We start from the raw sequence: 22,848 nt of genomic DNA, 5'->3' as shown, positions 1-22,848 counted from the left end.
CTTTTATTAATTTGATTTAGTGTTTCACGTGGAACATTATGCTTGTATCAAATCAATTGTTTCACGTGGAACAAACAAAATATTGTTTTAATGAGGTGTTTTTAATAAACATTAAACACTTTTAAAGAATATAAAATTATGTTTAACGAAATTTACGATGTTATAGTTGTTGGAGCAGGTCACGCAGGCAGTGAAGCTGCCGCAGCTGCCGCAAATATGGGAAGCAAGACTTTACTTATAACCATGAATTTGCAAAACATTGCCCAAATGTCTTGTAATCCTGCAATGGGTGGAATTGCAAAAGGCCAAATAGTAAGAGAAATAGATGCTTTGGGAGGCTACAGTGGTATTGTAAGCGACACCTCTGCTATACAGTTTAAAATGCTTAATAAATCTAAAGGGCCAGCAATGTGGAGTCCTAGAGTACAGAGCGACAGAATGCGTTTTGCAGAAGATTGGAGAATGCTTTTGGAAAACACTAAAAATCTAGATTTCTACCAAGAGACGGTTTCTGGGTTAATAGTTGAAAACGGAAAAGTTACTGGTGTAACCACCTCTTTAGGAATAAAAGTTAAAGCTAAATCTGTAGTACTAACTAATGGTACGTTTTTAAATGGATTAATTCACATTGGAGATAAGAATTTTGGTGGAGGAAGAGCAGGTGAAAAGGCTGCAACTGGTATTACAGAACAACTGGTTAATCTAGGTTTCGAATCTGGAAGAATGAAAACCGGAACACCTCCAAGAGTAGATGGTCGTTCTTTAGATTATTCAAAAATGGTTGAACAACCTGGAGATCTTGTTCCAGAAAAGTTTTCTTACCTAGACATCACCAAACCATTAGAGCACCAACGGTCTTGTTATATGACTCATACAAGCGAGCAGGTTCACGATTTACTACGTGAAGGTTTTGATCGTTCGCCAATGTTTAATGGAAGAATTAAAAGCTTAGGACCAAGATATTGCCCAAGCATAGAAGATAAAATTAACAGGTTTGCAGATAAAGACAGTCACCAATTATTTGTAGAGCCTGAAGGTTGGAATACTGTAGAAATGTACGTTAATGGGTTTTCTACTTCTTTGCCAGAAGATGTGCAATTTAAAGCTATGCGTTCTATAGTAGGTTTTGAAAATGTTAAGTTTTTTAGACCAGGTTACGCTATAGAGTATGATTATTTTCCACCTACTCAATTACAACACACCTTAGAAACTAAACTTGTTGAAGGTTTATATTTTGCAGGACAAATTAATGGAACTACAGGATATGAGGAAGCCGCTTCACAAGGTCTTATGGCAGGAATAAATGCAGCGCTTAAAGTACAAGAGAAGGAGTCTTTTATTTTACAACGTAACGAAGCTTATATAGGTGTTTTAGTAGACGATTTAATCACTAAAGGCACAGAAGAACCATATAGAATGTTTACCTCTCGTGCAGAATACAGAACTTTGCTACGTCAAGATAATGCAGATTTCAGGTTAACACCTAAAGGTTATGAATTGGGCTTAGCTAGTGAAAAACGTCTTAAAAGAATGGAAGAAAAACTTAAAGCCTCTAAAGCTTTTGTTACTTTTTTTAAAGAAACTAGTGTTACTAAAGAAGAAGCAAATCCTATTCTAGAAGCAAAGAATTCTGCTACAGTAAAACAGCAAGGAAAGATGCATAAAATATTTGCTAGACCAAATATTACTATAGATGATATGCGTAAAATTAAGTCAGTAGATGATTATATTAAGGTCCATAACTTAGATACTGAAGTTATTGAACAAACAGAAATTCAAGTTAAATATTCTGGTTATATCGATAAAGAAAAAAATAATGCAGACAAACTAAACAGGTTAGAAAATATAAAAATACCACCTCATTTTAATTATTCTAATTTACAATCAATGAGCTTAGAGGCACGTGAGAAATTAAATAAAATTCAACCAGTTAATATTTCTCAAGCTTCAAGAATTAGTGGAGTTTCGCCAGCAGATATATCAGTGCTTTTAGTTTATATGGGACGATAGGTTATGATTGTATTTAATTACTGTTCCACGTGGAACAAAACACAAAATAGTGCAGAAACAACAAACATATATTAAAGTTAAAGACCATTCTGTTTCAGGAGAAGAGTTTCAATTGATAGTAAATAATGAGTATGGTTATTTAGAAACCACTCCTCAACCTTTGGTAGAAAAACTTCCAGAATATTATAAAAGTGAAAACTATATTTCGCATACAAACGCTAAACGCAATCTCTTTGAAAAAACATATCATGTTATTCGAAACATGGCTTTAAAACGAAAATTAAAGCTTATTAATTCATTTTCTTCTGAAGAAAAAAACCTATTAGATATTGGTTGTGGAACAGGTGCTTTTTTAAAAACAGCTAAAGACGATGGTTGGGAGGTTTTTGGAATCGAACCTAATGAAAAAGCAAGAGATATAGCAAATAAAAGTTGTGAAGGCTCCGTTTTTAATATCGAAAAACTTGAAGTTTTTAAAGCCCAAAGTTTCGATGTTATTACCTTGTGGCATGTTTTAGAACACCTACCTAATCTACATGCGCAAGTATTAATTTTAAAAACATTACTAAAACCAAATGGCACTTTAGTAATTGCAGTTCCTAATTATAAAAGTTACGACGCTAAATATTATAAAAACTTTTGGGCAGCTTACGATGTGCCTAGACATCTTTGGCATTTTTCTAGAGAATCAATACTTAGATTATTTAAAACCGTAGAGATGAAAGTTGTAAATACTCTACCAATGGTTTTCGATGCGTTTTATGTGAGTCTACTTTCAGAAAAATATAAAAACAGTTTATTAAAAATTATACCTGCATTTTTTATTGGATGGCTGTCTAATAGTAAAGCAAAACGCTCTGGAGAGTTTTCTTCACTTATTTATGTAATAAAAAACGACAAAGATTAGTTTTTAAACATTAAAAAAGCTTAAGCAATATATTTTGTTGCCAAATTTATAAAAGTGCATTAAAACGCCTAATTTTAACTTGTTTTTTATAGTTTTAAACTATAAGAGTTGTGTTTTGTTATAAGATTTTCTTATAATTTCTTTTTTCTAAATTAATAGACAAAAATTATGTTCACTTTTCTATTTTTGCGCCAACATAAAATTTTATAAAAAAATGAAAAATTTAATATTAGCATTAGTTGCATTATTTACATTGGCTTCTTGTCAAGAACAAAAAATAGGTTACGTTGACAATGGAAAGGTAATTAACGAGATTCAAGAGAAAAAAGACATTGAAACTAAATACGATTTAATAAACGAATCGTCTAAATCTAGAGCAGATAGTTTAGGTAGAATATACCAAGCAGAATACAATGAACTTCAGGTTAAAGCTGCCAGGCTTTCAGAAAAGAAGCAACAAGAATTATTGCAACCTTTTCAAATGAAAGTGCAGCAATACCAACAAGGTATGCAAGCAGAACAAACGAGAATGCAAACAGCATATCAAACAGAAATGGATTCTTTAATTTCTAAAATGAAAAGCACTGTTAAAGATTACGGGAAAGCTAATGGTTATAAATTTATTATTGGCACTAACGAGTCTATAGGTACTGTTTTATATGCAGAAGAGTCATCTGATTTGTCTGACGTTATCATTAAAGAAATAGATGCCAATTATAAAAAATAATTAGTAGTAAAAGATATTAAAAAAGCGCTAAATATATGTTTAGCGCTTTTTTTAATTTTAAAACGTTCATTATAAGTTTGTTAAAGCAATTAGCAGTAAAAAGTAAAGGCTTGTTTAATTAAAGAAACAGCAATGTTTTCTGCTGGTATAACTTCTCCATCTGCTTGTAAATAAAAACCACTTATCCTTTTATTGGTTAATATAACAAGATATTCTGTTTTAAAGGTATTTACTTTTTTAGCAGCTTTTACTTTCCCATTATATAATTTAGGTAAATGGATAATAAAATCCCAAATAGAAAATTGGGTTACATTGGTCACATCAAACAAACCGTCTTTTGGATCCGGAGTATCTGTTAGTCTCATACCTCCTCCAGAATATTTACACAAACCAACCAAAACCATTAAAGATTGCGTTGTGAAACGGTTGTTATTATAAATAATTTCCACACTAAAATTTTTAAAACGAATAAAAGCTTGGCAAGCAGCAATTAAGTAAGACAATTTACCAAGATGTTTAAGCTTTTCGGTTTTTTTTGCAACCAAACCATCAAAGCCTATTCCAGCAAGATTATTAAAATAAAGTACTGGTTTCTTAGAATCTAAAAACTCTATTTTACCAAGGTCTTGAACTTTAGTATTGTTGTTTTTTATAAGTTGTATTGCGTCTGCTATTCTATGTGGAATATTGTAAGTTTTAATCCAATCGTTTCCTGTACCTATTGGAATAATACCAACAGAAATAGCAGAAGAATCTACTTCTTTTTGCAGCATTAAACCATTAACAATATCGTGTAATGTACCATCTCCACCTATACAAATAATGTGTCTAAAACCTTTTTTTACAGCATTTAATACAATTATTGAAGCATGTCCAACAGTTTCTGTAAATTGAAACTGATATTTAAAACCAGAAGCTTTTAAATGCGTTTGAATTTTTGGCCATTGTTTTAATGCAGCTCCATGTCCTGCTGTAGGATTAAGAATAACAAACCAATTAAAAGGATTCATTATTCAGATTTTTTATGAAGTAATCGCGTTAATTTAATAGATAAGTCTGTAAGAATAATTTTAGAATTTCCGTTACGTTCAATATGGTAAATAGCGTCTTGTAATTCGTTAGAAATATCTAAAATATTATTGTTATGTACAAAAGGTGCAAACTTGCTCAATTCAAATTTCTTAGTTTTTATGTCTATATAAACTAGAGCTTCGGCATTATAATTTAATAGTAATGCTTGACGAAAAAATTGCAAACAAAAGTCTAAAAATTGTTTTTGAGTTTCGCGACCTGTTTTAGCAATATCCTCACTCCATTTTATTAAATCGTGTATTGCTGCTTTATTACCTTTTGCTTTAAAAGCAGCACGAATCCAGAAAATAAACCAAGTTTCAAACTGTATATCTTCACTATCGTTATACACTAAATCGCAAGCTTTATTGTAGTTTCCGTTGGCTTGATGTGCAATTTTAGTTGCTATAGCTTCATTTAAACCATAGTTTTTAATAAGTGCGTTTTTTATATCAATTTCTGCTAAAGGTGGAAAATGTAATAATTGACATCGAGATTTAATGGTGTTAATTATTTGTTCTTCATCTTCTGCAATTAAAAGAAAAACAGTTTTATTTGGAGGCTCTTCAATAAGCTTTAAAAGTTTGTTTGCAGCTGCAGTATTCATTTTATCTGCCATCCAAATTAGCATCACTTTGTAACCGCCTTCATAAGCTTTTAATGCTAAGGCTTTTATAATATCCTGAGCTTCATCTACACCAATTTGTCCTTGTTTATTGTCTACACCTAATTGTTTATACCAATCAAATAAATTTCCATAAGGTTGCTTTGTAAGTAAATCTCGCCATTCTTCTAAAAAATGACTTGATACAGGATGTTTTTTAACCTTACCGTTTGTAGTAACTGGAAAAGCAAAATGCAAATCTGGATGCGAAAAATTATTAAATTTTAAATTACAAGTAGCATTTCCATTGGTGTTTTCACCTTCAGTGTTAATACATAAAAGATATTGTGCATAGGCTATTGCCATTGGTAAAGTTCCAGAACCTTCAGGACCAATAAATAATTGAGCATGAGGTACACGACCATTATCAACACTTGTGGTAAGATGTTTTTTTATATGTGCTTGACCAATAATATCACTAAATAGCATATAGCAAATATAGTTTATACCTAGTATAGTTAGAAAGTAACGTCAAAGAAAATACTACTTTTTTAAGCAGTTATGGTTTTAAAACGAATTTTAAACACTTTATCTCCAAAAGGTATCGCACTATTTATATATATTTGAAACATAAAAAGTATATAAAAACACTATGAAAACCTTAAACGATTTTAATTTTAAAGATAAAAAAGCACTTATAAGAGTAGATTTTAATGTGCCATTAGATGATAATTTTAATGTAACAGATGCCACAAGAATTGCATCTGCAAAACCAACAATTATTAAAGTATTAGAAGATGGAGGAAGTTGCATACTAATGTCTCACTTAGGTCGTCCAAAAGGCACTCAAGACGAGTTTTCTTTAAAACATATTGTTAGCAAGGTTGAGGACCTTATAGGAGTAGAAACAAAATTTGTTTCCAATTGCATAGGAACAGAAGCTGAGGATGAAGCTGCAAACCTAAAACCAGGAGAACTTTTAATTTTAGAGAATTTACGTTTTCACGAAGAAGAGACCAAAGGAGATTATGATTTTGCCCAAAAACTCTCAAAACTTGGAGATATTTATGTAAACGATGCCTTTGGAACAGCGCATAGAGCACATGCATCCACTACTATTATTGCACAATTTTTTCCTGAAAACAAGTGTTTTGGTTATTTATTAGAGCAGGAAATAACAAGTATAGATAAAGTTTTAAAGTCTGATGATAGACCTGTTTTAGCAATTTTAGGAGGCGCAAAAGTGTCGTCTAAAATTACAGTAATAGAAAATATTTTAGATAAAGTAGACGCTATCATTATTGGAGGAGGTATGGCTTTTACCTTTGTAAAAGCGCAAGGAGGAACCATTGGAAACTCTTTAGTAGAAGACGATAAATTAGACATGGCATTAAATATTTTAAAACAAGCCAAAGCTAAAAATGTTACCATATATATACCAATAGATTCTATAATAGCAGACCATTTTAATAACAATGCAAATACTAAAGTTTGTGACATAACAGCAATTCCAGATGGTTGGATGGGATTAGATGCTGGTCCAGAATCTAGAAAACAATTTCACGATGTTGTTATGCAAAGCAAAACCATTTTATGGAATGGTCCACTAGGCGTTTTCGAGATGGAAAACTTTGCTAATGGTACAATAGCTCTAGGAAATTCTATTGCAGAAGCTACTAAAAATGGAGCCTTTTCTTTAGTTGGAGGAGGAGACTCTGTTGCTGCAGTAAAACAATTTAGTTTCGAGAACAAAGTAAGTTATGTAAGCACAGGTGGAGGCGCAATGTTAGAAAGTTTAGAGGGTAAAACACTTCCTGGAATTGCAGCTATTTTAGAGTAAACTAGATTTATAACATTTTTACAACTTTAGCGTTTGGTTTAAACATAACTTTTATTTAATGACAATAGTTTTCAATTATAAAATTGTATTATTTTCTATTTTAATAGGCTTGCAACTCAACGCACAAGATTCACTTTCTGTAAAAACCTCAAGGCTTACAGAATCCGATTTAATTGCTGGTGAAAATTACGTAATAGACACTATTGTAGACGGAAAAGCTTTTTTTAAAAAGGCTATACAACCAATTAGGAAAATAGACTTAACAAAAGAGTTACAAGACAATCCTTTAGCGTTAGAAATCGATAAAAAGTGGATGGAAGAGTTGTATAGCACATCGCTTTTCGATACTATTTATCGTGAGGTCACAGACTTAAAATACGAAGCTGTTTATTACCCAGAACTCCCAACAGATACTTTAAAGCTTAGGCTAGAACGTTTAAACGCTAGAACACCATTTAATGTAGAGTACAATCCTCAATTAGAAAGCGTAATAAAAAATTGGTTAAAAAACAGACACCAATCTATGGAGCGTTTAATGGGTTTAAGTAAATTTTACTTTCCTATGTTTGAGCGTGAGTTAGACAACTATAATATTCCTTTAGAGATGAAATATCTCTCGATTGTAGAATCTGCTTTAAAACCTCGAGCAAAATCTAGAGTAGGTGCAACAGGTTTATGGCAATTTATGTTTGCTACTGGAAAGCAATATGGATTAGATGTTAGTAGTTATGTAGACGAGCGAAGCGACCCAATTAAATCTACAGAAGCTGCTTCAAAATACTTAGCAAGACTTTATGAGATTTTTGGAGATTGGGATTTAGCATTAGCGGCTTATAATTCGGGACCAGGAAATGTAAGTAAAGCCATTAGGCGTTCTGGTGGTTATAAAAATTATTGGAATATTAGACCAAACTTACCACGTGAAACGGCAGGTTATGTGCCAGCATTTTTAGCTACAATGTATATTTTTGAATATGCTAAAGAACATGGTTTTGTTCAACACAAACCCATATTTAATTATGTAGAAACTGATACTATTCATGTAAAACAAATGATAACTTTAGATCAAGTTTCAGAATTTACAGGTGTAGAAATGGAAACACTTCAGTTTTTAAATCCGTCATATAAGTTAGATATTATTCCATACATTAAAGGAAAAAACTACACCTTGAGGTTGCCTAGAGATGTTGTTGGCACTTTTGTAAATAATGAAAATGAAATGTATGCTTTCGCAAAAGCAGAATTCGATAAACGCGAAAAACCTTTACCACAACTATTAAATGCAGATACAAAAACAAGATATAAAGTTCGACAAGGCGATTATTTAGGTAAAATAGCCAGAAAATTTGGAGTTCGCGTAAGCCAATTAAAACAATGGAATGGTTTACGAAGTAATAATTTAAAAATAGGGCAACGCTTAACGGTTTATCCACGAAATCCTTCAGCGGTAACAAACGCATCAAACAAACCTAAAAGCACCGCTAAATTTAATGGAAAGACCTATAAAGTTAAAAGTGGAGATTCATTATGGAGTATTTCTCAAAAATTTCCTGGAGTTTCTGTTCAAAATATTAAAGAATGGAACGATATTAGTGGTACTAATTTAAAACTAGGCATGATTTTACGTTTGTCTAAAAGTTAGTAACTAAACAAAACAATATAGTATTATGCGTAAAATTATTTTATTAGTAGCTATTGTAATAACTACATTTTCTTGTAATAACAGTGATAATAAAAGTGTAAAAATAGTACCTGATTCTGCTGGACCATTTAATAAAGTTGCCATTGTTGTGGATAACGAATTATGGAATAATAGCGTAGGCGAAACTATTAGAGCGCTCATGGCACAATCTATAGATGGTTTACCGCAACCAGAACCCATGTTTTCTCTGTCACAAATCCCAATACAAGTCTTTACTGGTTTTGCAAAAAATAATAGAAGTATTTTAAAAGTAGAACTAGGCGAAGCAAGTTTTAAAATAGAAAGAGATGTATACGCAAGACCTCAAAAAATAGTAACAGTTTCTGGTAAAGATATAGCTGAAATAAAAGCTCAGATTGCCAAAAATGCAGCTAAAATTATAGAAGCCATAAAAGCCGAAGAAATTAGACACAAGCAAAAACAAATGTCTAAATCATTATCTAGAAGCAAAGCTATTCAAGAGTCTTTAGGTATAAATGTTAGTTTTCCATCGTATTATAGAGTAGCGAATACAATAGCTAAACCAGAGGATAAATTTAATTGGATAAAACGAGATATACCTACAGGGTATACTAACGTTGTATTTTACGAGCTGCCATTAAGTGCTATAAAAAAGAATGATAGTTTGGTAAGTCAAATTATAAAAACAAGAGATTCAATAGGTAAAAAATATATTCCAGGACCTGTAGATGGAAGTTATATGGCTACAGAAATGGCATATGCTCCTCACGTATACGAAACCATAATAGATAATAAACCAACAATAGAAGTTAAAGGGCTTTGGGATGTAAAAAAACAATTCATGTCTGGACCTTTTATTATGTACTTAATTGAAGATAAGGTTAACGATAGATACGTAGTTGCAGAAGGTTTTGCTTTTGCACCATCAGTGTCTAAACGTGATTATGTGTTTGAGATGGAATCTATTATAAAATCTATTAGAATAGACTAATTTAGTAAAACATAGAATATAAAAAAACCATCGCATTGCGATGGTTTTTTTATATAATTTAAATCCTGAAATTTACTTTTTTTCTTTAGCGTTTTCCTCATCTTCTTTACTAGCGTCTTTAAATTCTTTAATGCCGCTACCAAGTCCTTTCATAAGTTCTGGGATTTTTTTGCCTCCAAATAGTAATAAAAGGGCTATTACAATTAATCCAACTTGCCAAGGACCTATTGCACCTAAAAATATACTTGTTGATATCATAATAAATTTATTTAAGATACAAAGTTAGTAATTTAAGTTTAATTAAAGCGTTTTAAACCTAACTTTAGCATATTGTTAAATAGTTGAAGTTATATTTTTATTTACTTTTGTTTCAATAAGAGATCTCATGGCAAAGAAGACTAAACCTAGAAAAAAACTTTCGAAAAAATTGTTGCACAAGTATCGTTTAGTCATTTTAAACGAAGATACTTTTGAGGAACGATTATCTTTCAGACTTACACTATTAAATGTATTTGTACTTGTTGGTGTTTCTAGCGTAATGTTAATAGGTTTCACTATTTTACTCATTGCTTTTACACCATTACGTGAATACATTCCAGGCTACTCATCAACAGCGTTAAAAAAGCAAGCAGTAGAGCTTAACTTTAAAACAGATTCTTTACAACAGGTCATTACTTATAACGATCAATACTATGCATCAATTAAAAAAGTATTAAAAGGAGAAGTAACCGCAGTAAGTTTTAATAGAGATTCTATTATTGAAGCAGCAGAAGTTGACCAAAGCAAAATAAATTTATCTGCCAATGAAGCAGATTCTATTTTAAGAGCAAAAGTAGATAAGGAAGATAAATATAGCCTTTTTGAAACAGCTAAATCTAAAACAAATTTTGTATTGTTTCCTCCTGTTAACGGAGAAATAAGTGAACAATATAATGCAGAAGAAAAACATTATGCTGTAGACATTGTGGTGGCAAAAAACACTCCTGTAAAAGCTGCTGCAGATGGTACAGTTATTTTTGCAGAATGGACAGCCCAAACAGGTTATGTAATTATAATAGAACACAGTTACGGCCTTATTTCGGTTTATAAGCACAATGCTACGCTTACAAAGGCACAAGGCGATTTTGTAAAAGCAGGCGAAGTAGTTGCTACGTCTGGAAACACAGGAGACTTAACAACAGGACCACATTTACATTTCGAATTATGGAGCGATGGCTATTCTGTAAACCCAACCAACTTTATAGATTTTAAGAAATAATATGTCAATAAAATCAATACTTGCCAAACCATTTGCATCAAGGATTTATAAAAAAGTCCAGAAATGGGCTAATAACCCTATCGAAACTCAAGAAAAAGTATTTAGAAATTTAATTTCTGAAGCTTCGCATACTGTATTTGGTAAAGACCATGATTTTGGTAATATAAAAAATCATGACGATTTTGTAAAACGTGTTCCAGTTAGAGACTACGAAGGACTAAAACCATATGTAGATAAAGTTGTTGTAGGAGAAAAAGATATTCTTTGGAAAGGAAAACCACTTTATTTTGCAAAAACATCTGGTACAACATCTGGCGCAAAATATATACCAATTACTGCCGAAAGCATGCCTAATCATGTAAATGCTGCACGAAATGCCATTTTGCTTTACATCCATGAAACCGGAAATTCTAAATTTGTAGATGGTAAAATGATTTTTTTGCAAGGTAGTCCAATTCTAAAAGAACAAAACGGAGTACAATTAGGAAGGCTTTCAGGAATTGTAGCACATTACGTGCCAAAATACCTTCAAAAAAACAGACTACCATCTTGGGAAACCAATTGTATTGAAGATTGGGAAACCAAAGTAGATGCTGTAGTTGAAGAGACCTTACCAGAAAACATGACTATTATTTCTGGCATTCCATCTTGGGTTCAAATGTATTTTGAAAAGCTTCAGAAAAAAACAGGTCATAAAGTAGGCGATATTTTTAAAAATTTTAATCTTTTTATTTTTGGTGGTGTTAATTACGAACCTTATCGTGCAAAATTCGAAAACTTAATAGGAAGAAAAGTTGACAGTATAGAATTATATCCTGCAAGCGAAGGCTTCTTTGCTTTTCAAGATAAGCAGAATGAAAAAGGCATGTTGCTCCAGTTAAATTCTGGAATGTTTTACGAATTTATTTTAGCCGAAGAATTTTTTGTTAAAAATCCTAAACGCATCACAATAAAAGATGTAGAAATAGGTAAAAACTATGTTTTAATTATTTCAACAAACGCAGGATTATGGGCTTATAATGTTGGCGATACAGTTATTTTTACTAGCACAAAACCATATCGTGTTATAGTATCTGGACGTATAAAACACTTTATTTCAGCTTTTGGAGAACACGTTATTGGTAAAGAAGTTGAACACGCATTAAAACAAGCTACAGAAAATACTCAAGTAAGAATAAACGAGTTTACAGTAGCACCACAAATTAGCCCAAATTCTGGATTGCCATATCACGAATGGTTTATAGAATTTGAAAACGAACCAGAAAGTATTTCAACTTTAGCAAAATCAATAGATCAAGCTTTACAGCAGCAAAACAGCTACTATTTAGATTTAATTGTTGGTAAGGTTTTACAACCCTTAAAAATAACTGTAATTCAAAAAAACGGATTTCAAAATTATATGAAATCTATAGGAAAACTTGGTGGACAAAATAAAATTCCACGTTTAGCAAACGATCGCAAAATAGCTGATGCTTTAAATACTAAAATAATAAGTAAATAATACTATATTTGCCAGCTAACGAAGATACATGATTAAAATTAAAAAACACGAGAGAACTAGAGCCCAAGAAAGCTCGAATGCTATTGAAAAAATGTACATTACAATGAGACATTTATTCAATCGTGGTTTTTATAAACCTATGGGAATTTCTGGTGAAACCTTACGCGAAGCACTATTAGTTTTAAGACCAGAGATTTATGGTTCTATTGCAGATGAAAAAGCAGAATTAGAAGGTTTATTATATGTTATAGATAGACTTCCAATAGGAATAGAAGAGTGTCGTTTTATTAATCTTACCAGTGACGAAGGTTATGCAGATTCTCATTTTGAAGCTATAATTCCACCCAAAAGAAGACGTAATTGTTACAGGATTGATGAGGAGCAAATGAATATTGAAATCACACGTGGACGTAGTGAGATTTACGATATTTTAACTCATTTAACATTTCTTTTTATAGAATCACATAAAATTTTTAAACGCGTTGTTATAGACGATAAAGGTTCTACAACCAGAGATTGGACCAAATTAGAGCTTGCTGTTTTAAGTAAAAAGAAATTAACCAATCAAGAGCGCGAAATAGCAATAACGCATACTGCAAATATTTTAGGGCGTACTTTTAAAGAGTTAAGCGATGTTTATGGTGTATTTGCAACTGCAAAACATCCAGAACGTTTATTAGAAATTGTCTATTGGTTAGGAAAATTAGCAATAGACGAGGTTATACATAATAACAAACGCACCATTACTTTTAGTCCTGTTTTACGTGAGCGTTTAGGTCACCATATTCATGGAGAACGTTGGGCAGATACCATAAAGGAAACATTAAAAAATAATGGTCTCTTAACAAGGCCAATTCATATTATTAGTGCTAATTTACATAGTGTCATGAACACGTTGTATGCACCACAAGCACTTAAAAGTTTAGCTGCCAAAAAGAATATTTTTGAGGTTTACGAAGCGTTAAGTAGTTCAGAAAATCAAAGCTTACGCAATAAAGTAACACAAAAAGCGTTACAGCAAGGTATGATATACATCAAAGATACCTCTGGAACCAACATAAATGTTCAGATTTTTGATACAGCAAAGCTAGATTTAGATTTAACAGATTTAGGATTAAAAAAAGAAGAGAAAGCAAGCGAAAAACCAGTACTTTTTGTAATGGATTATGCCTTTGGTGAGCAAGCTTATGAAACAATTGATGAGTTTTTAAAACCTTATGGGAACCAAAAAGATAAGACCCATTTAAATGTTGAGTCAATCTCAATTATGGGAAAAGCTGGTATACTAGAAGGAGGAAAAGGAGATATCATGATACCTTCAGCACATATTTTTGAGGGAACAGCAGATAATTATCCTTTTAAAAATGAGCTAACAAAAGAAGACTTAGAAGGACAAGGTGTTACAGTTTACGAAGGCAGTATGATTACTGTATTAGGAACATCGCTTCAAAACAAAGACATTTTAAAATTCTTTTTTACTTCAACATGGAATGTTATAGGTCTTGAAATGGAAGGTGCACATTATCAAAAAGCTATTCAAGCAGCATCAAAAGTAAGACGAAGTATTAATCCAGATGTTAAAGTAAGATATGCCTATTATGCAAGTGATAACCCATTAGAAACAGGAAGTACATTAGCCTCAGGAGGCCTAGGAGCCTCAGGTGTTAAACCAACCTATTTAATTACAAGAAAAATTTTACAACAAATATTCAATTAACCACTAGAATAATATTATGAGTCAAGAATTACCACCAAACAAAAATGCAAGCGAAGAAGTAGATTTAATTGTGTTTTTTAATCTTATTGGAGATGCTTTTAGCAGGCTTTTTAAATTTATAGTTTCAATTTTAAAAGCTGTTTTTTCAGTGATTATACATACTATAAAAGTATTTATAGATAATTGGAAAGTTATATTAGGAGTTATTTTAATCTCCGCAATAATAGGATATGCTTTAGAACGATCAAAACCTGTAGTATACCAATCTGAAATGTTGGTTAAACCATATTTTGATTCTAAATTTCAATTAGTTAATAATATTAGTTTTTTTAATGCACTAATTGATAATGAAGATTATGAACAATTAGATAAAATTTTTAATTCAGATAGTACAAATAAAATAGACCTAAAAAATATAAAAGGTTTTGATATTGAGCCAGGACCTGAAACAGAAAACGAGCGTATTCTACAATATCAAAACTTCGTTAAACAACTAGACAGTGTTGGACGCACAAGGGCTGATTTTGAAAGTTATGTAGAAAACAGAAGCATATATTCTGCAAGTATTTTTCTAATCACAGCAAAGTCTAATAAAAAAGATATTTTCACTGATTTAGCTTATGGTGTCAATTCAGCATTTACCAACGCATATTCAAACTCTAAAAAAGCTAAAGATACTTTGCTTTACAAAATACAAAGAGCGAATCTTGAAAAGAGTTTAGAGGAGGTAGAAAATCTTCAAGACATTTATATTCAAGCATTACAAGATCAATCTAAAAACCCAGGACAACGTATTAATGCTGGAGAATTTCTTTTAACAAAGGAAAAAGAGCTAGACACTAAAGAGTATGCTTTATTAGATAAGGAGTTAGCTTTAAGAAACGAATTAAGAAAACTAGATGAAAAGCGTATAACTGAAGATACATTTGTAGATGTTATTTCTAGTTTTCAACCTGTAGGTTATCGAGCTACTAGATTATTAGAAAAGTACTCACTAGTATTTCCTGCATTAGGATTTATTTTATTATGTCTATTTTATATTATAAAAAGAGTGGTAATTTATACTAAAAATTATGAAGATTAATACTGTTTTAATTACTGGAGGAGCAGGTTTTATAGGCTCTAACTTTATTAAATATTTTCTACAACAAAACAATGATACAAAAGTTATAAATTTAGATAAGCTTACTTATGCAGGAGACATTTCAAATTTAGAAGATGTTTCTAAAAACAAAAACTATTCTTTTATTGAAGGAGATATTTGTAATAGAAGTTTAATAGAAGAACTTTTTAGTAAGTATCATTTTCAAGGTGTCATTCATTTTGCTGCCGAATCTCACGTTGATAATTCTATTAAAAGCCCAGGAGCTTTTATAGACACAAATATTACTGGAACATTTAATTTATTAGATGTGTCAAAAAATTATTGGATGGTTGGTCCAAATCAAATAAAAACAGGTTTTGAAAACGCAAGATTTCATCATATTTCTACAGATGAGGTTTATGGGACTTTGGGAGAAACCGGTTTGTTTTCAGAGCAAACGCCATATGCACCAAACAGCCCATACAGTGCCTCTAAAGCAGCCTCAGATTTTATAGTGCGCAGTTACTTTCACACCTATGGCATGAATGTAGTTACTACTAATTGTTCTAATAACTATGGGCCGAAACAGCATAACGAAAAATTAATTCCTACCATTATTAGAAAAGCCATTTCAGGAGAGAATATTCCAATCTATGGAGATGGTAAAAATATTCGTGATTGGTTATATGTTCTAGATCATTGTAAAGGGATAGATTTAGTTTACAAAACCGGAAAAACAGGAGAAACCTATAATATTGGAGGTAGAAACGAAAGGGACAATTTGTATATTGTAGATGTAATTTGTACCATTCTTGATAAGGTTAGACCAGAAAAAAAATCATATAAAGAACAAATCACCTTTGTAAAAGACAGGCCTGGTCACGATTTTAGATATGCGATCGACGCTTCTAAAATTGAAAAAGAATTAGGGTGGCAAGCAGATGAAAACTTTGAATCTGGAATAAAGAAAACCATAGAATGGTATTTAAAAAAATATAACGCATAAATAAATGAAAGGAATAATATTGGCAGGAGGATCTGGCACACGTTTACATCCATTAACTAAGGTGCTAAGCAAGCAACTTATGCCTATTTATGACAAACCAATGATTTATTATCCTCTATCAACTTTAATGCATGCTGGTATAAGAGAAATTTTAATTATTTCTACTCCAGAACATTTACCACTTTTTAAACAATTATTAGGTGACGGAAGTCACTTAGGATGCAGTTTTGAATACGCTGTACAAGACGCACCCAACGGATTAGCAGAAGCTTTTATAATTGGTGCAGATTTTGTTGGTGACGATAAAGTTGCTCTTATTTTAGGTGATAATATTTTTTATGGAACAGGACTATCTGATCTTTTAAAATCGAACAATAATCCTGATGGAGGTATTGTTTATGCATATCATGTAACTGACCCAGAGCGTTATGGAGTTGTTAACTTCGATAAAAATGGAATAGCATTAGCTATAGAAGAAAAACCAGAAAAACCCAAGTCTAACTACGCGGTTCCTGGAATTTATTTTTATGATAATTCAGTAATTGAAATCGCTAAAAACATTAAACCAAGTCATAGAGGAGAGTTAGAAATAACAGACGTTAATAAAGAGTATTTGAAGAGAGGAAAGCTTAAAGTGAGTATACTTGACAAAGGAACTGCCTGGTTAGATACAGGAACATTTAATTCTCTAATGCAGGCTTCTCAATTTGTTCAAGTTATAGAAGAAAGGCAAGGTTTAAAAATAGGAGCAATAGAAGAGGCGGCTTATAGTAGTGGATTTATATCAAAACAACAATTAATTGATCTTGCGACTCCTTTACTAAAGAGTGGATATGGCGAGCATTTAATTAGCTTAGTAAATCAAGAGTAATATGCAAATAAAAGAAACAAACCTTAAAGATTGTTTCATCTTTGAACCCAGTATTTTTGGTGATGAAAGAGGTTACTTTTTTGAAAGCTACAATAAAAATAAATTCGAATCTTTAATAAATAAACCTGTAGATTTTATACAAGATAACGAGGCCTTTTCAAAAAAAGGAGCTTTAAGAGGTCTTCATTTTCAAGAAGGAGAATTTGCTCAAGCTAAATTAGTACGTGTAACCCAAGGAGCTGTTATTGATGTAGCGGTAGATTTAAGACCTACATCAAACACCTTCCTAAAACATATTGCAGTAGAATTATCTGCTGAAAATAAAAAACAGTTATTTGTTCCTAGAGGATTTGCTCATGGTTATATAGTTATAAGCGAGACAGCAGTATTTAACTATAAATGTGATAACGTTTACAACAAATCATCAGAAAATGGATTGATATATAATGATAGAGACTTGAATATTGATTGGAAACTAAGTCCAAGTCTATTTATTATTTCTGAAAAAGATAAAATTCTTCCAACGTTAAAAGAGTTGTTTAAATGAAAAAAATTCTTGTAACAGGAGCTAATGGTCAATTAGGAAAATGTTTAAATGCAATTTCTAAAAAACACGAAACCATGGCATTGGTTTTTATGGATAGTAAAGATTTAGATATTACTAATTTAGTCAGCGTTAATAAGGCCTTTTTAGAATCTAAATACGATTATTGCATAAACTGTGCAGCATATACAGCAGTAGATAAAGCAGAAGAACAAGAGGAGTCTGCAGCAAGAGTTAATGAGCAAGGAGCAAGAAATTTAGCTTTAGCTTGTAAACAATCACAAACTACATTGTTTCATATATCTACAGATTTTGTTTTTGACGGAGAATCAAATCACCCGTACAATGAAAATGATAAAACAAATCCAGTTTCTGTATACGGAAGAACTAAGCTTAATGGAGAAAAGGAAATAGTTTCAATTTTAACAAAGTATTATATTATTAGAACATCATGGTTATACTCTGAGTTTGGAAATAATTTTGTAAAAACAATGCTTAAATTGGGTTCTGAAAGAGATAAACTTACAATCATCTCAGACCAGATAGGTACACCTACCTATGCAATGGACCTAGCTAATGCAATAATGACCTTGATTACCTCAGAAAAACCTAGTTATGGTATTTATAATTACAGTAATGAAGGAACAGCTAGTTGGTATGACTTTGCTAAAGCAATTTTTGATATTAAAAAAATGAATTTAAGTTTAGAACCTATCCCAACCAAAAACTATCCAACACCAGCCAAAAGGCCGCTTTATAGTATTTTAAATAAAGAAAAAATTAAAAACAATTTTTCAATGGCAATCCCTTATTGGAGAACAAGCCTTGAAAACTGTTTAAGACAATTATAAAAAATGAATAATAAAATAGCAATAATAGGTTTAGGATACGTAGGCTTACCTTTAGCTGTGGAGTTTGCAAAGAAATATCAAGTTGTAGGTTTCGATATTAACGAAACTCGAGTAAGTGATTTGAATTCCGGACACGACAGTACTTTAGAAATTACAGATGTTAATTTACAAACCGCACTTGAAAAAAGCGAAAAAACAGGTTTAACTATATCAAGTGAAGTTCGTTCTATCGCTTCAAGTCAAGTTTTTATTGTAACAGTTCCATCTCCAGTAGATAAAAATAATAGACCAATATTAACTCCATTGATAAAATCTTCAGAAACTATTGGTAGTGTTTTAAAGAAGGGAGATATTGTAATTTATGAATCAACGGTTTATCCTGGTGTTACAGAAGATGAGTGTGTTCCGGTTTTAGAAAAAATTAGTGGGTTAAAGTTTAATAAAGATTTTTATTGCGGATATTCTCCAGAACGCATTAATCCAGGAGATAAAACACATACTGTAGCTAATATCAAAAAAATAACTTCTGGGTCTACTCGAGAAATTGGACTAAAAGTAGACAAGCTATATGCATCAATTATTACAGCTGGAACACATTTAGCGCCTTCAATTAAAGTAGCAGAAGCTGCCAAGGTAATAGAAAATGCACAAAGAGATATAAACATCGCCTTTGTAAACGAGTTAGCTAAAATTTTTAATAAATTAGATATTGACACGCATGCAGTGTTAGAAGCTGCTGCTACTAAATGGAATTTTTTACCCTTTAAACCAGGCTTAGTTGGTGGACACTGCATAGGTGTAGATCCTTATTATCTAGCACAAAAAGCACAGGAAGTTGGATACCATCCAGAAATTATTTTAGCAGGAAGAAGATTAAATGATTCTATGGGAGAATTTGTTGCAACCGAAGTCTTAAAACTTATGATTAAAAATGATATTACAATTAAGAATGCTAAAGTTTTAATGTTAGGAATAACTTTTAAGGAAAACTGTCCAGATATAAGAAATACCAAAGCGATAGATGTTTATAATGCGCTATCAAATTTTAATATGGATGTAGATGTATATGATCCTTGGGCAAAAGCAGAAGAGGTAAAGCACGAATATGGGTTAGACATAATTGATTCCCTAAAAGGAAGATATGATGCAATAATTCATGTTGTTGCTCATGAAACATTCCAAGAAATTAATATTAACGCTTTAAAAAACGAAAACACCATTGTTTACGATGTTAAAGGAAGTTTAAAATACGACAAAGTTAATAAAAGATTATAAAGATGTTATATAACACAAAATACCATAAAGCAGATATATCGAACTTCACCTTTTTAGTTACTGGAGGAGCAGGTTTCATTGGTTCTAATTTAGTTGAGTATTTACTAAAATACAATGCAAAAAAAGTAATAGTTTTAGACAATTTGTCTAATGGGTTTAAGCACAACATTGAACCATTTATTGAAAATTTGAATTTTGAATTTATTTTAGGAGATATAAGAAATATTGAAGCATGTAAAAAGGCAATTGATGGAGTTGATTATGTTTTGCATCAGGCAGCTTTAGGGTCTGTACCAAGATCTATAAAAGACCCGCTTACTTCTAACGAAGTTAATGTCAATGGGTTTTTAAATGTTTTACAATGCGCAAAGGATTCTAAGACAGTAAAAAGAATGGTTTACGCTGCATCTTCAAGCACATATGGAGACAGTGAAGCTTTACCTAAAATAGAGGATGTTATAGGTAAGCCCCTTTCTCCTTATGCAATAACAAAATATGTTAATGAATTATACGCTGATATCTACTCTAAGACTTATAACTTTCATAGTGTCGGATTAAGATATTTTAATGTTTTTGGCCCAAAACAAGACCCGAAAGGTGCATATGCAGCAGTTATACCTTTATTTTTTGATGGAGCAATAAACAATAAAGAGGTTTATATAAATGGTGATGGTGAGCAAACTAGGGATTTTACATTTATAGAAAATGTAGTACAAGCAAATATTAAAGCTTTACTATCAAATCAAATTCAACACAATGTTTATAATGTTGCTGTTGGAGAAAGAATAAGTATTAATAATCTTTGGAATACTATTAAGAAGTTAACAGAATCTCAGACAGACATTATTTATAGAGATCAAAGGCAAGGTGATGTTCGTGATTCATTAGCTAATATAGATAAAGCAAAAAAAGAGATAAATTATATACCAAAATTTAAGCTGCAAGAGGGTCTTGAAAAAGCTTTGAATTGGTATAAAAACAACAATTAATTATTATGAAATTATTTAAAAAAGCAGCTCTACAATTAGTAATACTTCTATTCGTTTCTTCTTGTGGAAAAGAAAAAAAGAGCAATACTAAAGATATAGTTATCGAAGAGGAAAAAACAGAGGCAGTAACAAGTAAGCCTAAGAGTAAAATATGTAAAATATTTATTAAAGGTATATTTCCTCAGAACGACTCGTTTGAGCTTTTTTTCAGTGAATTAGCAACAACTCCATTTTCGCAAGAAAACACAATAAGCCGTGGTTTTGAAGGAAAAAAGGAAGTCCAAGAACTTGTTTTTGATTTAATAGATTTTTATCCAGAAAAAATAAGGTTAGACCTAGGTAGTAATTCTAATATGAAAGAAATATATCTTGAAGAGATATTGATTAATTACGATGAAGAAACCCTAATAATTGATGCATCAAATTTTATCCAATACTTCACTAACAACCAATTTATTTCATTTGGTGAAAACAATAAAATTATTTTAAAAGTTATTACAACAAACGAAAAAAAATCTTACGATCCATATCTTGTAAGTACACCATTATTAATTAAAGAACTTGTCCGTTTATAGAGTAAATAATTTAATAGTGTTTTGGGAAAAACTTTAATTTTTAGGTTAAAAGAAAAGACTAAAATCTTTAAAAGGTTTAATAGTAAACTTACTTTTTTTCTTCTTTTACTATTACTCTTTTTTCCTATATTACCTTATAATATTTCTTCAATACTTTTAATATGTTTTTCATTTCTTTCAATAGCATTTAATTGGAGATATGGGCTTCGTAATTTAAAACAAGGAAAATATAAGTATTTGTTAATCAATAACTTATTTATTGTTTTAATTACCTTTACACTTTTATATACTGCAAATCTTAATGCGGGTTTTAAAAAAATAAACACGCTTCTTCCGTTTATTATTTCTCCATTAATTATTGTATATCTTCAACGAAAGTATAGCGAAAACGAATATTTTTTATTTTATCTATTTTTTATTTTATCTAATTTTTTATTTTTAATATTTACCTTATATTATTTTTTACACTATTCTGTAGAACATTGTTTTTACGATATTAGTGAGCTCTCTTTGTTTGAGAAAATACCTTATGTATGGGATAATGAATTCAAAACTTTTTTATGGTGTGCAGAGCAAAAAAAAGAACCGTTTTTTATGCTACATAAAACATATAACTCAATAAACTTATTAATAGCAAGCTTATTTATAATTCAATTATATTTTAAAAGAAACAACTCTATAATTACAAAACTTATTCTGTTACTATTGCTGGCTGTTTTTTTAATTTCAATTATTTATTTCAAATCGCTAACAGTGATATTTTTAGTTGTCACTATTTTACCAATTAATATTTTGTTTTTAAAATATAATAAAAAACTTGCAGCGTTTTTATCTGGTGTAATTGTTTTAATTATTATTTCAGCAGTTATAGTAAAGAAAGATGTTGTAATTAACAATTTTAAAAAAGAAACAATACAAAATCAAGATGGTCTCGAAGAAAGTGATTTAAATGGAATATCAGAACGGTTTTTTCTTAATAAAACATCAACAAAAGTAATAAGTAAATCGCCAATTTTTGGATATGGTATTGGCGATGTTCAAGACCAATTAAATGATCAAAACTTTGCAAATTCTAAAACCACTAAACAATATTTAAAATTCTATCTTAATAAATTAAATTCTCATAACTATTATTATAATCTTATTCTAATTGGAGGCCCTTTACTTTTAATATCTTTTATCTTTATGATGTATTACAATATGGGAATGGCTATTAAAAACAAAGAGTATTCTTATTTAAGTTTCTTAATAATTATCGTTATTTGTCTTTTTTTCGAAAACTTGTTCGATAGAATGACAGGAGTTCTATCGTTTACATTAATTAACTCTTTGTTAGCAAAGAATATATTTGATAGGAAATAAAG

At 30.8% G+C, this 22,848-nt stretch carries 21 protein-coding genes; 18 read left to right on the top strand and 3 right to left on the bottom strand.

Annotation, left to right across the window (positions count from 1 at the left end):
- The first annotated feature begins 138 nt into the window (after nucleotides 1–138).
- The 3 genes from mnmG to P8H50_RS06145 all read left to right on the top strand — a co-directional run bounded on the left by mnmG (nucleotide 139) and on the right by P8H50_RS06145 (nucleotide 3,644).
- Complete coding sequence (mnmG, locus tag P8H50_RS06155; RefSeq protein ID WP_300206697.1) at nucleotides 139–2,010, top strand: tRNA uridine-5-carboxymethylaminomethyl(34) synthesis enzyme MnmG; 1,872 nt, start codon at nucleotides 139–141, stop codon at nucleotides 2,008–2,010.
- 49 nt (nucleotides 2,011–2,059) lie between these two features.
- The gene (locus P8H50_RS06150; protein ID WP_300206695.1) at nucleotides 2,060–2,917 is read left to right on the top strand and encodes a class I SAM-dependent methyltransferase; all 858 of its coding nucleotides are present in this window, start codon (nucleotides 2,060–2,062) and stop codon (nucleotides 2,915–2,917) included.
- Between the two features lie 214 nt (nucleotides 2,918–3,131).
- Nucleotides 3,132–3,644 carry an OmpH family outer membrane protein gene (locus P8H50_RS06145; RefSeq protein WP_300206693.1) on the top strand — a complete coding sequence of 171 codons (513 nt, stop codon included), beginning with the start codon at nucleotides 3,132–3,134 and terminating at the stop codon, nucleotides 3,642–3,644.
- An 89-nt stretch (nucleotides 3,645–3,733) separates the two neighbouring features.
- Here the strand turns inward: P8H50_RS06145 and P8H50_RS06140 are convergent, their stop codons facing one another.
- Both P8H50_RS06140 and P8H50_RS06135 read right to left on the bottom strand, forming a co-directional pair.
- Nucleotides 3,734–4,654, bottom strand: coding sequence for a diacylglycerol kinase family protein (locus P8H50_RS06140; RefSeq protein WP_300206690.1), 921 nt, complete (start codon nucleotides 4,652–4,654; stop codon nucleotides 3,734–3,736).
- Nucleotides 4,654–5,808 carry a DNA polymerase III subunit delta' gene (locus P8H50_RS06135; protein ID WP_300206687.1) on the bottom strand — a complete coding sequence of 385 codons (1,155 nt, stop codon included), beginning with the start codon at nucleotides 5,806–5,808 and terminating at the stop codon, nucleotides 4,654–4,656. Before P8H50_RS06135 ends, P8H50_RS06140 begins: the two co-directional genes overlap by 1 nt.
- A gap of 163 nt (nucleotides 5,809–5,971) precedes the next feature.
- Between P8H50_RS06135 and P8H50_RS06130 the strand changes: the two genes are divergently transcribed.
- From P8H50_RS06130 to P8H50_RS06120, 3 genes are read left to right on the top strand one after another with little or no spacing between them, the layout of a single operon-like run.
- Nucleotides 5,972–7,159, top strand: coding sequence for a phosphoglycerate kinase (locus tag P8H50_RS06130; protein ID WP_300206685.1), 1,188 nt, complete (start codon nucleotides 5,972–5,974; stop codon nucleotides 7,157–7,159).
- A 58-nt stretch (nucleotides 7,160–7,217) separates the two neighbouring features.
- A complete protein-coding gene (locus tag P8H50_RS06125; RefSeq protein ID WP_300206683.1) occupies nucleotides 7,218–8,801 on the top strand; it encodes a LysM peptidoglycan-binding domain-containing protein in 1,584 nt (527 codons plus the stop codon).
- 25 nt (nucleotides 8,802–8,826) lie between these two features.
- A complete protein-coding gene (locus P8H50_RS06120; protein WP_300206681.1) occupies nucleotides 8,827–9,813 on the top strand; it encodes a DUF4837 family protein in 987 nt (328 codons plus the stop codon).
- A 72-nt stretch (nucleotides 9,814–9,885) separates the two neighbouring features.
- On the opposite strand, the gene P8H50_RS06115 is transcribed toward P8H50_RS06120, so the two are convergent.
- Entirely contained in the window at nucleotides 9,886–10,071 is a 186-nt protein-coding gene (locus P8H50_RS06115) for a twin-arginine translocase TatA/TatE family subunit (protein WP_300206679.1), read from the bottom strand.
- Between the two features lie 127 nt (nucleotides 10,072–10,198).
- On the opposite strand from P8H50_RS06115, the gene P8H50_RS06110 reads away from it, so the two are divergent.
- The 12 genes from P8H50_RS06110 (at nucleotide 10,199) to P8H50_RS06055 (ending at nucleotide 22,846) form a co-directional block, all read left to right on the top strand.
- A complete protein-coding gene (locus P8H50_RS06110) occupies nucleotides 10,199–11,071 on the top strand; it encodes a M23 family metallopeptidase (protein WP_300206677.1) in 873 nt (290 codons plus the stop codon).
- 1 nt (nucleotide 11,072) lies between these two features.
- Complete coding sequence (locus P8H50_RS06105) at nucleotides 11,073–12,572, top strand: GH3 auxin-responsive promoter family protein (protein WP_300206675.1); 1,500 nt, start codon at nucleotides 11,073–11,075, stop codon at nucleotides 12,570–12,572.
- A 28-nt stretch (nucleotides 12,573–12,600) separates the two neighbouring features.
- Nucleotides 12,601–14,289 carry a hypothetical protein gene (locus P8H50_RS06100; RefSeq protein ID WP_300206673.1) on the top strand — a complete coding sequence of 563 codons (1,689 nt, stop codon included), beginning with the start codon at nucleotides 12,601–12,603 and terminating at the stop codon, nucleotides 14,287–14,289.
- A 16-nt stretch (nucleotides 14,290–14,305) separates the two neighbouring features.
- Complete coding sequence (locus P8H50_RS06095) at nucleotides 14,306–15,373, top strand: hypothetical protein (protein WP_300206671.1); 1,068 nt, start codon at nucleotides 14,306–14,308, stop codon at nucleotides 15,371–15,373.
- Entirely contained in the window at nucleotides 15,369–16,379 is a 1,011-nt protein-coding gene (gene rfbB / locus P8H50_RS06090; protein WP_300206839.1) for a dTDP-glucose 4,6-dehydratase, read from the top strand. Before P8H50_RS06095 ends, rfbB begins: the two co-directional genes overlap by 5 nt.
- A 4-nt stretch (nucleotides 16,380–16,383) precedes the next feature.
- The gene (gene rfbA / locus P8H50_RS06085) at nucleotides 16,384–17,250 is read left to right on the top strand and encodes a glucose-1-phosphate thymidylyltransferase RfbA (protein WP_300206669.1); all 867 of its coding nucleotides are present in this window, start codon (nucleotides 16,384–16,386) and stop codon (nucleotides 17,248–17,250) included.
- A gap of 1 nt (nucleotide 17,251) precedes the next feature.
- The gene (rfbC, locus tag P8H50_RS06080) at nucleotides 17,252–17,797 is read left to right on the top strand and encodes a dTDP-4-dehydrorhamnose 3,5-epimerase (RefSeq protein ID WP_300206667.1); all 546 of its coding nucleotides are present in this window, start codon (nucleotides 17,252–17,254) and stop codon (nucleotides 17,795–17,797) included.
- Nucleotides 17,794–18,645: a dTDP-4-dehydrorhamnose reductase gene (rfbD, locus tag P8H50_RS06075; RefSeq protein WP_300206665.1), complete on the top strand. Its 852-nt coding sequence runs from the start codon at nucleotides 17,794–17,796 to the stop codon at nucleotides 18,643–18,645. The genes rfbC and rfbD overlap by 4 nt, the downstream gene beginning before the upstream one ends.
- A 3-nt stretch (nucleotides 18,646–18,648) precedes the next feature.
- Complete coding sequence (locus P8H50_RS06070) at nucleotides 18,649–19,920, top strand: nucleotide sugar dehydrogenase (RefSeq protein WP_300206662.1); 1,272 nt, start codon at nucleotides 18,649–18,651, stop codon at nucleotides 19,918–19,920.
- Between the two features lie 2 nt (nucleotides 19,921–19,922).
- Nucleotides 19,923–20,909, top strand: a complete 987-nt coding sequence (locus tag P8H50_RS06065; RefSeq protein ID WP_300206660.1) for an SDR family oxidoreductase — start codon at nucleotides 19,923–19,925, stop codon at nucleotides 20,907–20,909.
- A 5-nt stretch (nucleotides 20,910–20,914) separates the two neighbouring features.
- Nucleotides 20,915–21,484 carry a hypothetical protein gene (locus tag P8H50_RS06060; protein ID WP_300206658.1) on the top strand — a complete coding sequence of 190 codons (570 nt, stop codon included), beginning with the start codon at nucleotides 20,915–20,917 and terminating at the stop codon, nucleotides 21,482–21,484.
- 594 nt (nucleotides 21,485–22,078) lie between these two features.
- On the top strand, nucleotides 22,079–22,846 hold the full coding sequence (locus tag P8H50_RS06055; protein ID WP_366900961.1) for an O-antigen ligase family protein: 768 nt from the start codon (nucleotides 22,079–22,081) through the stop codon (nucleotides 22,844–22,846).
- The last annotated feature ends 2 nt before the right edge of the window (nucleotides 22,847–22,848 follow it).

This window comes from Lacinutrix sp. (genome assembly GCF_029238095.1).
GTDB lineage: Bacteria > Bacteroidota > Bacteroidia > Flavobacteriales > Flavobacteriaceae > Lacinutrix.
The sequence above is the reverse complement of the archived record's forward strand: the minus strand, read 5'-3'. Positions and strand labels throughout refer to the sequence as shown.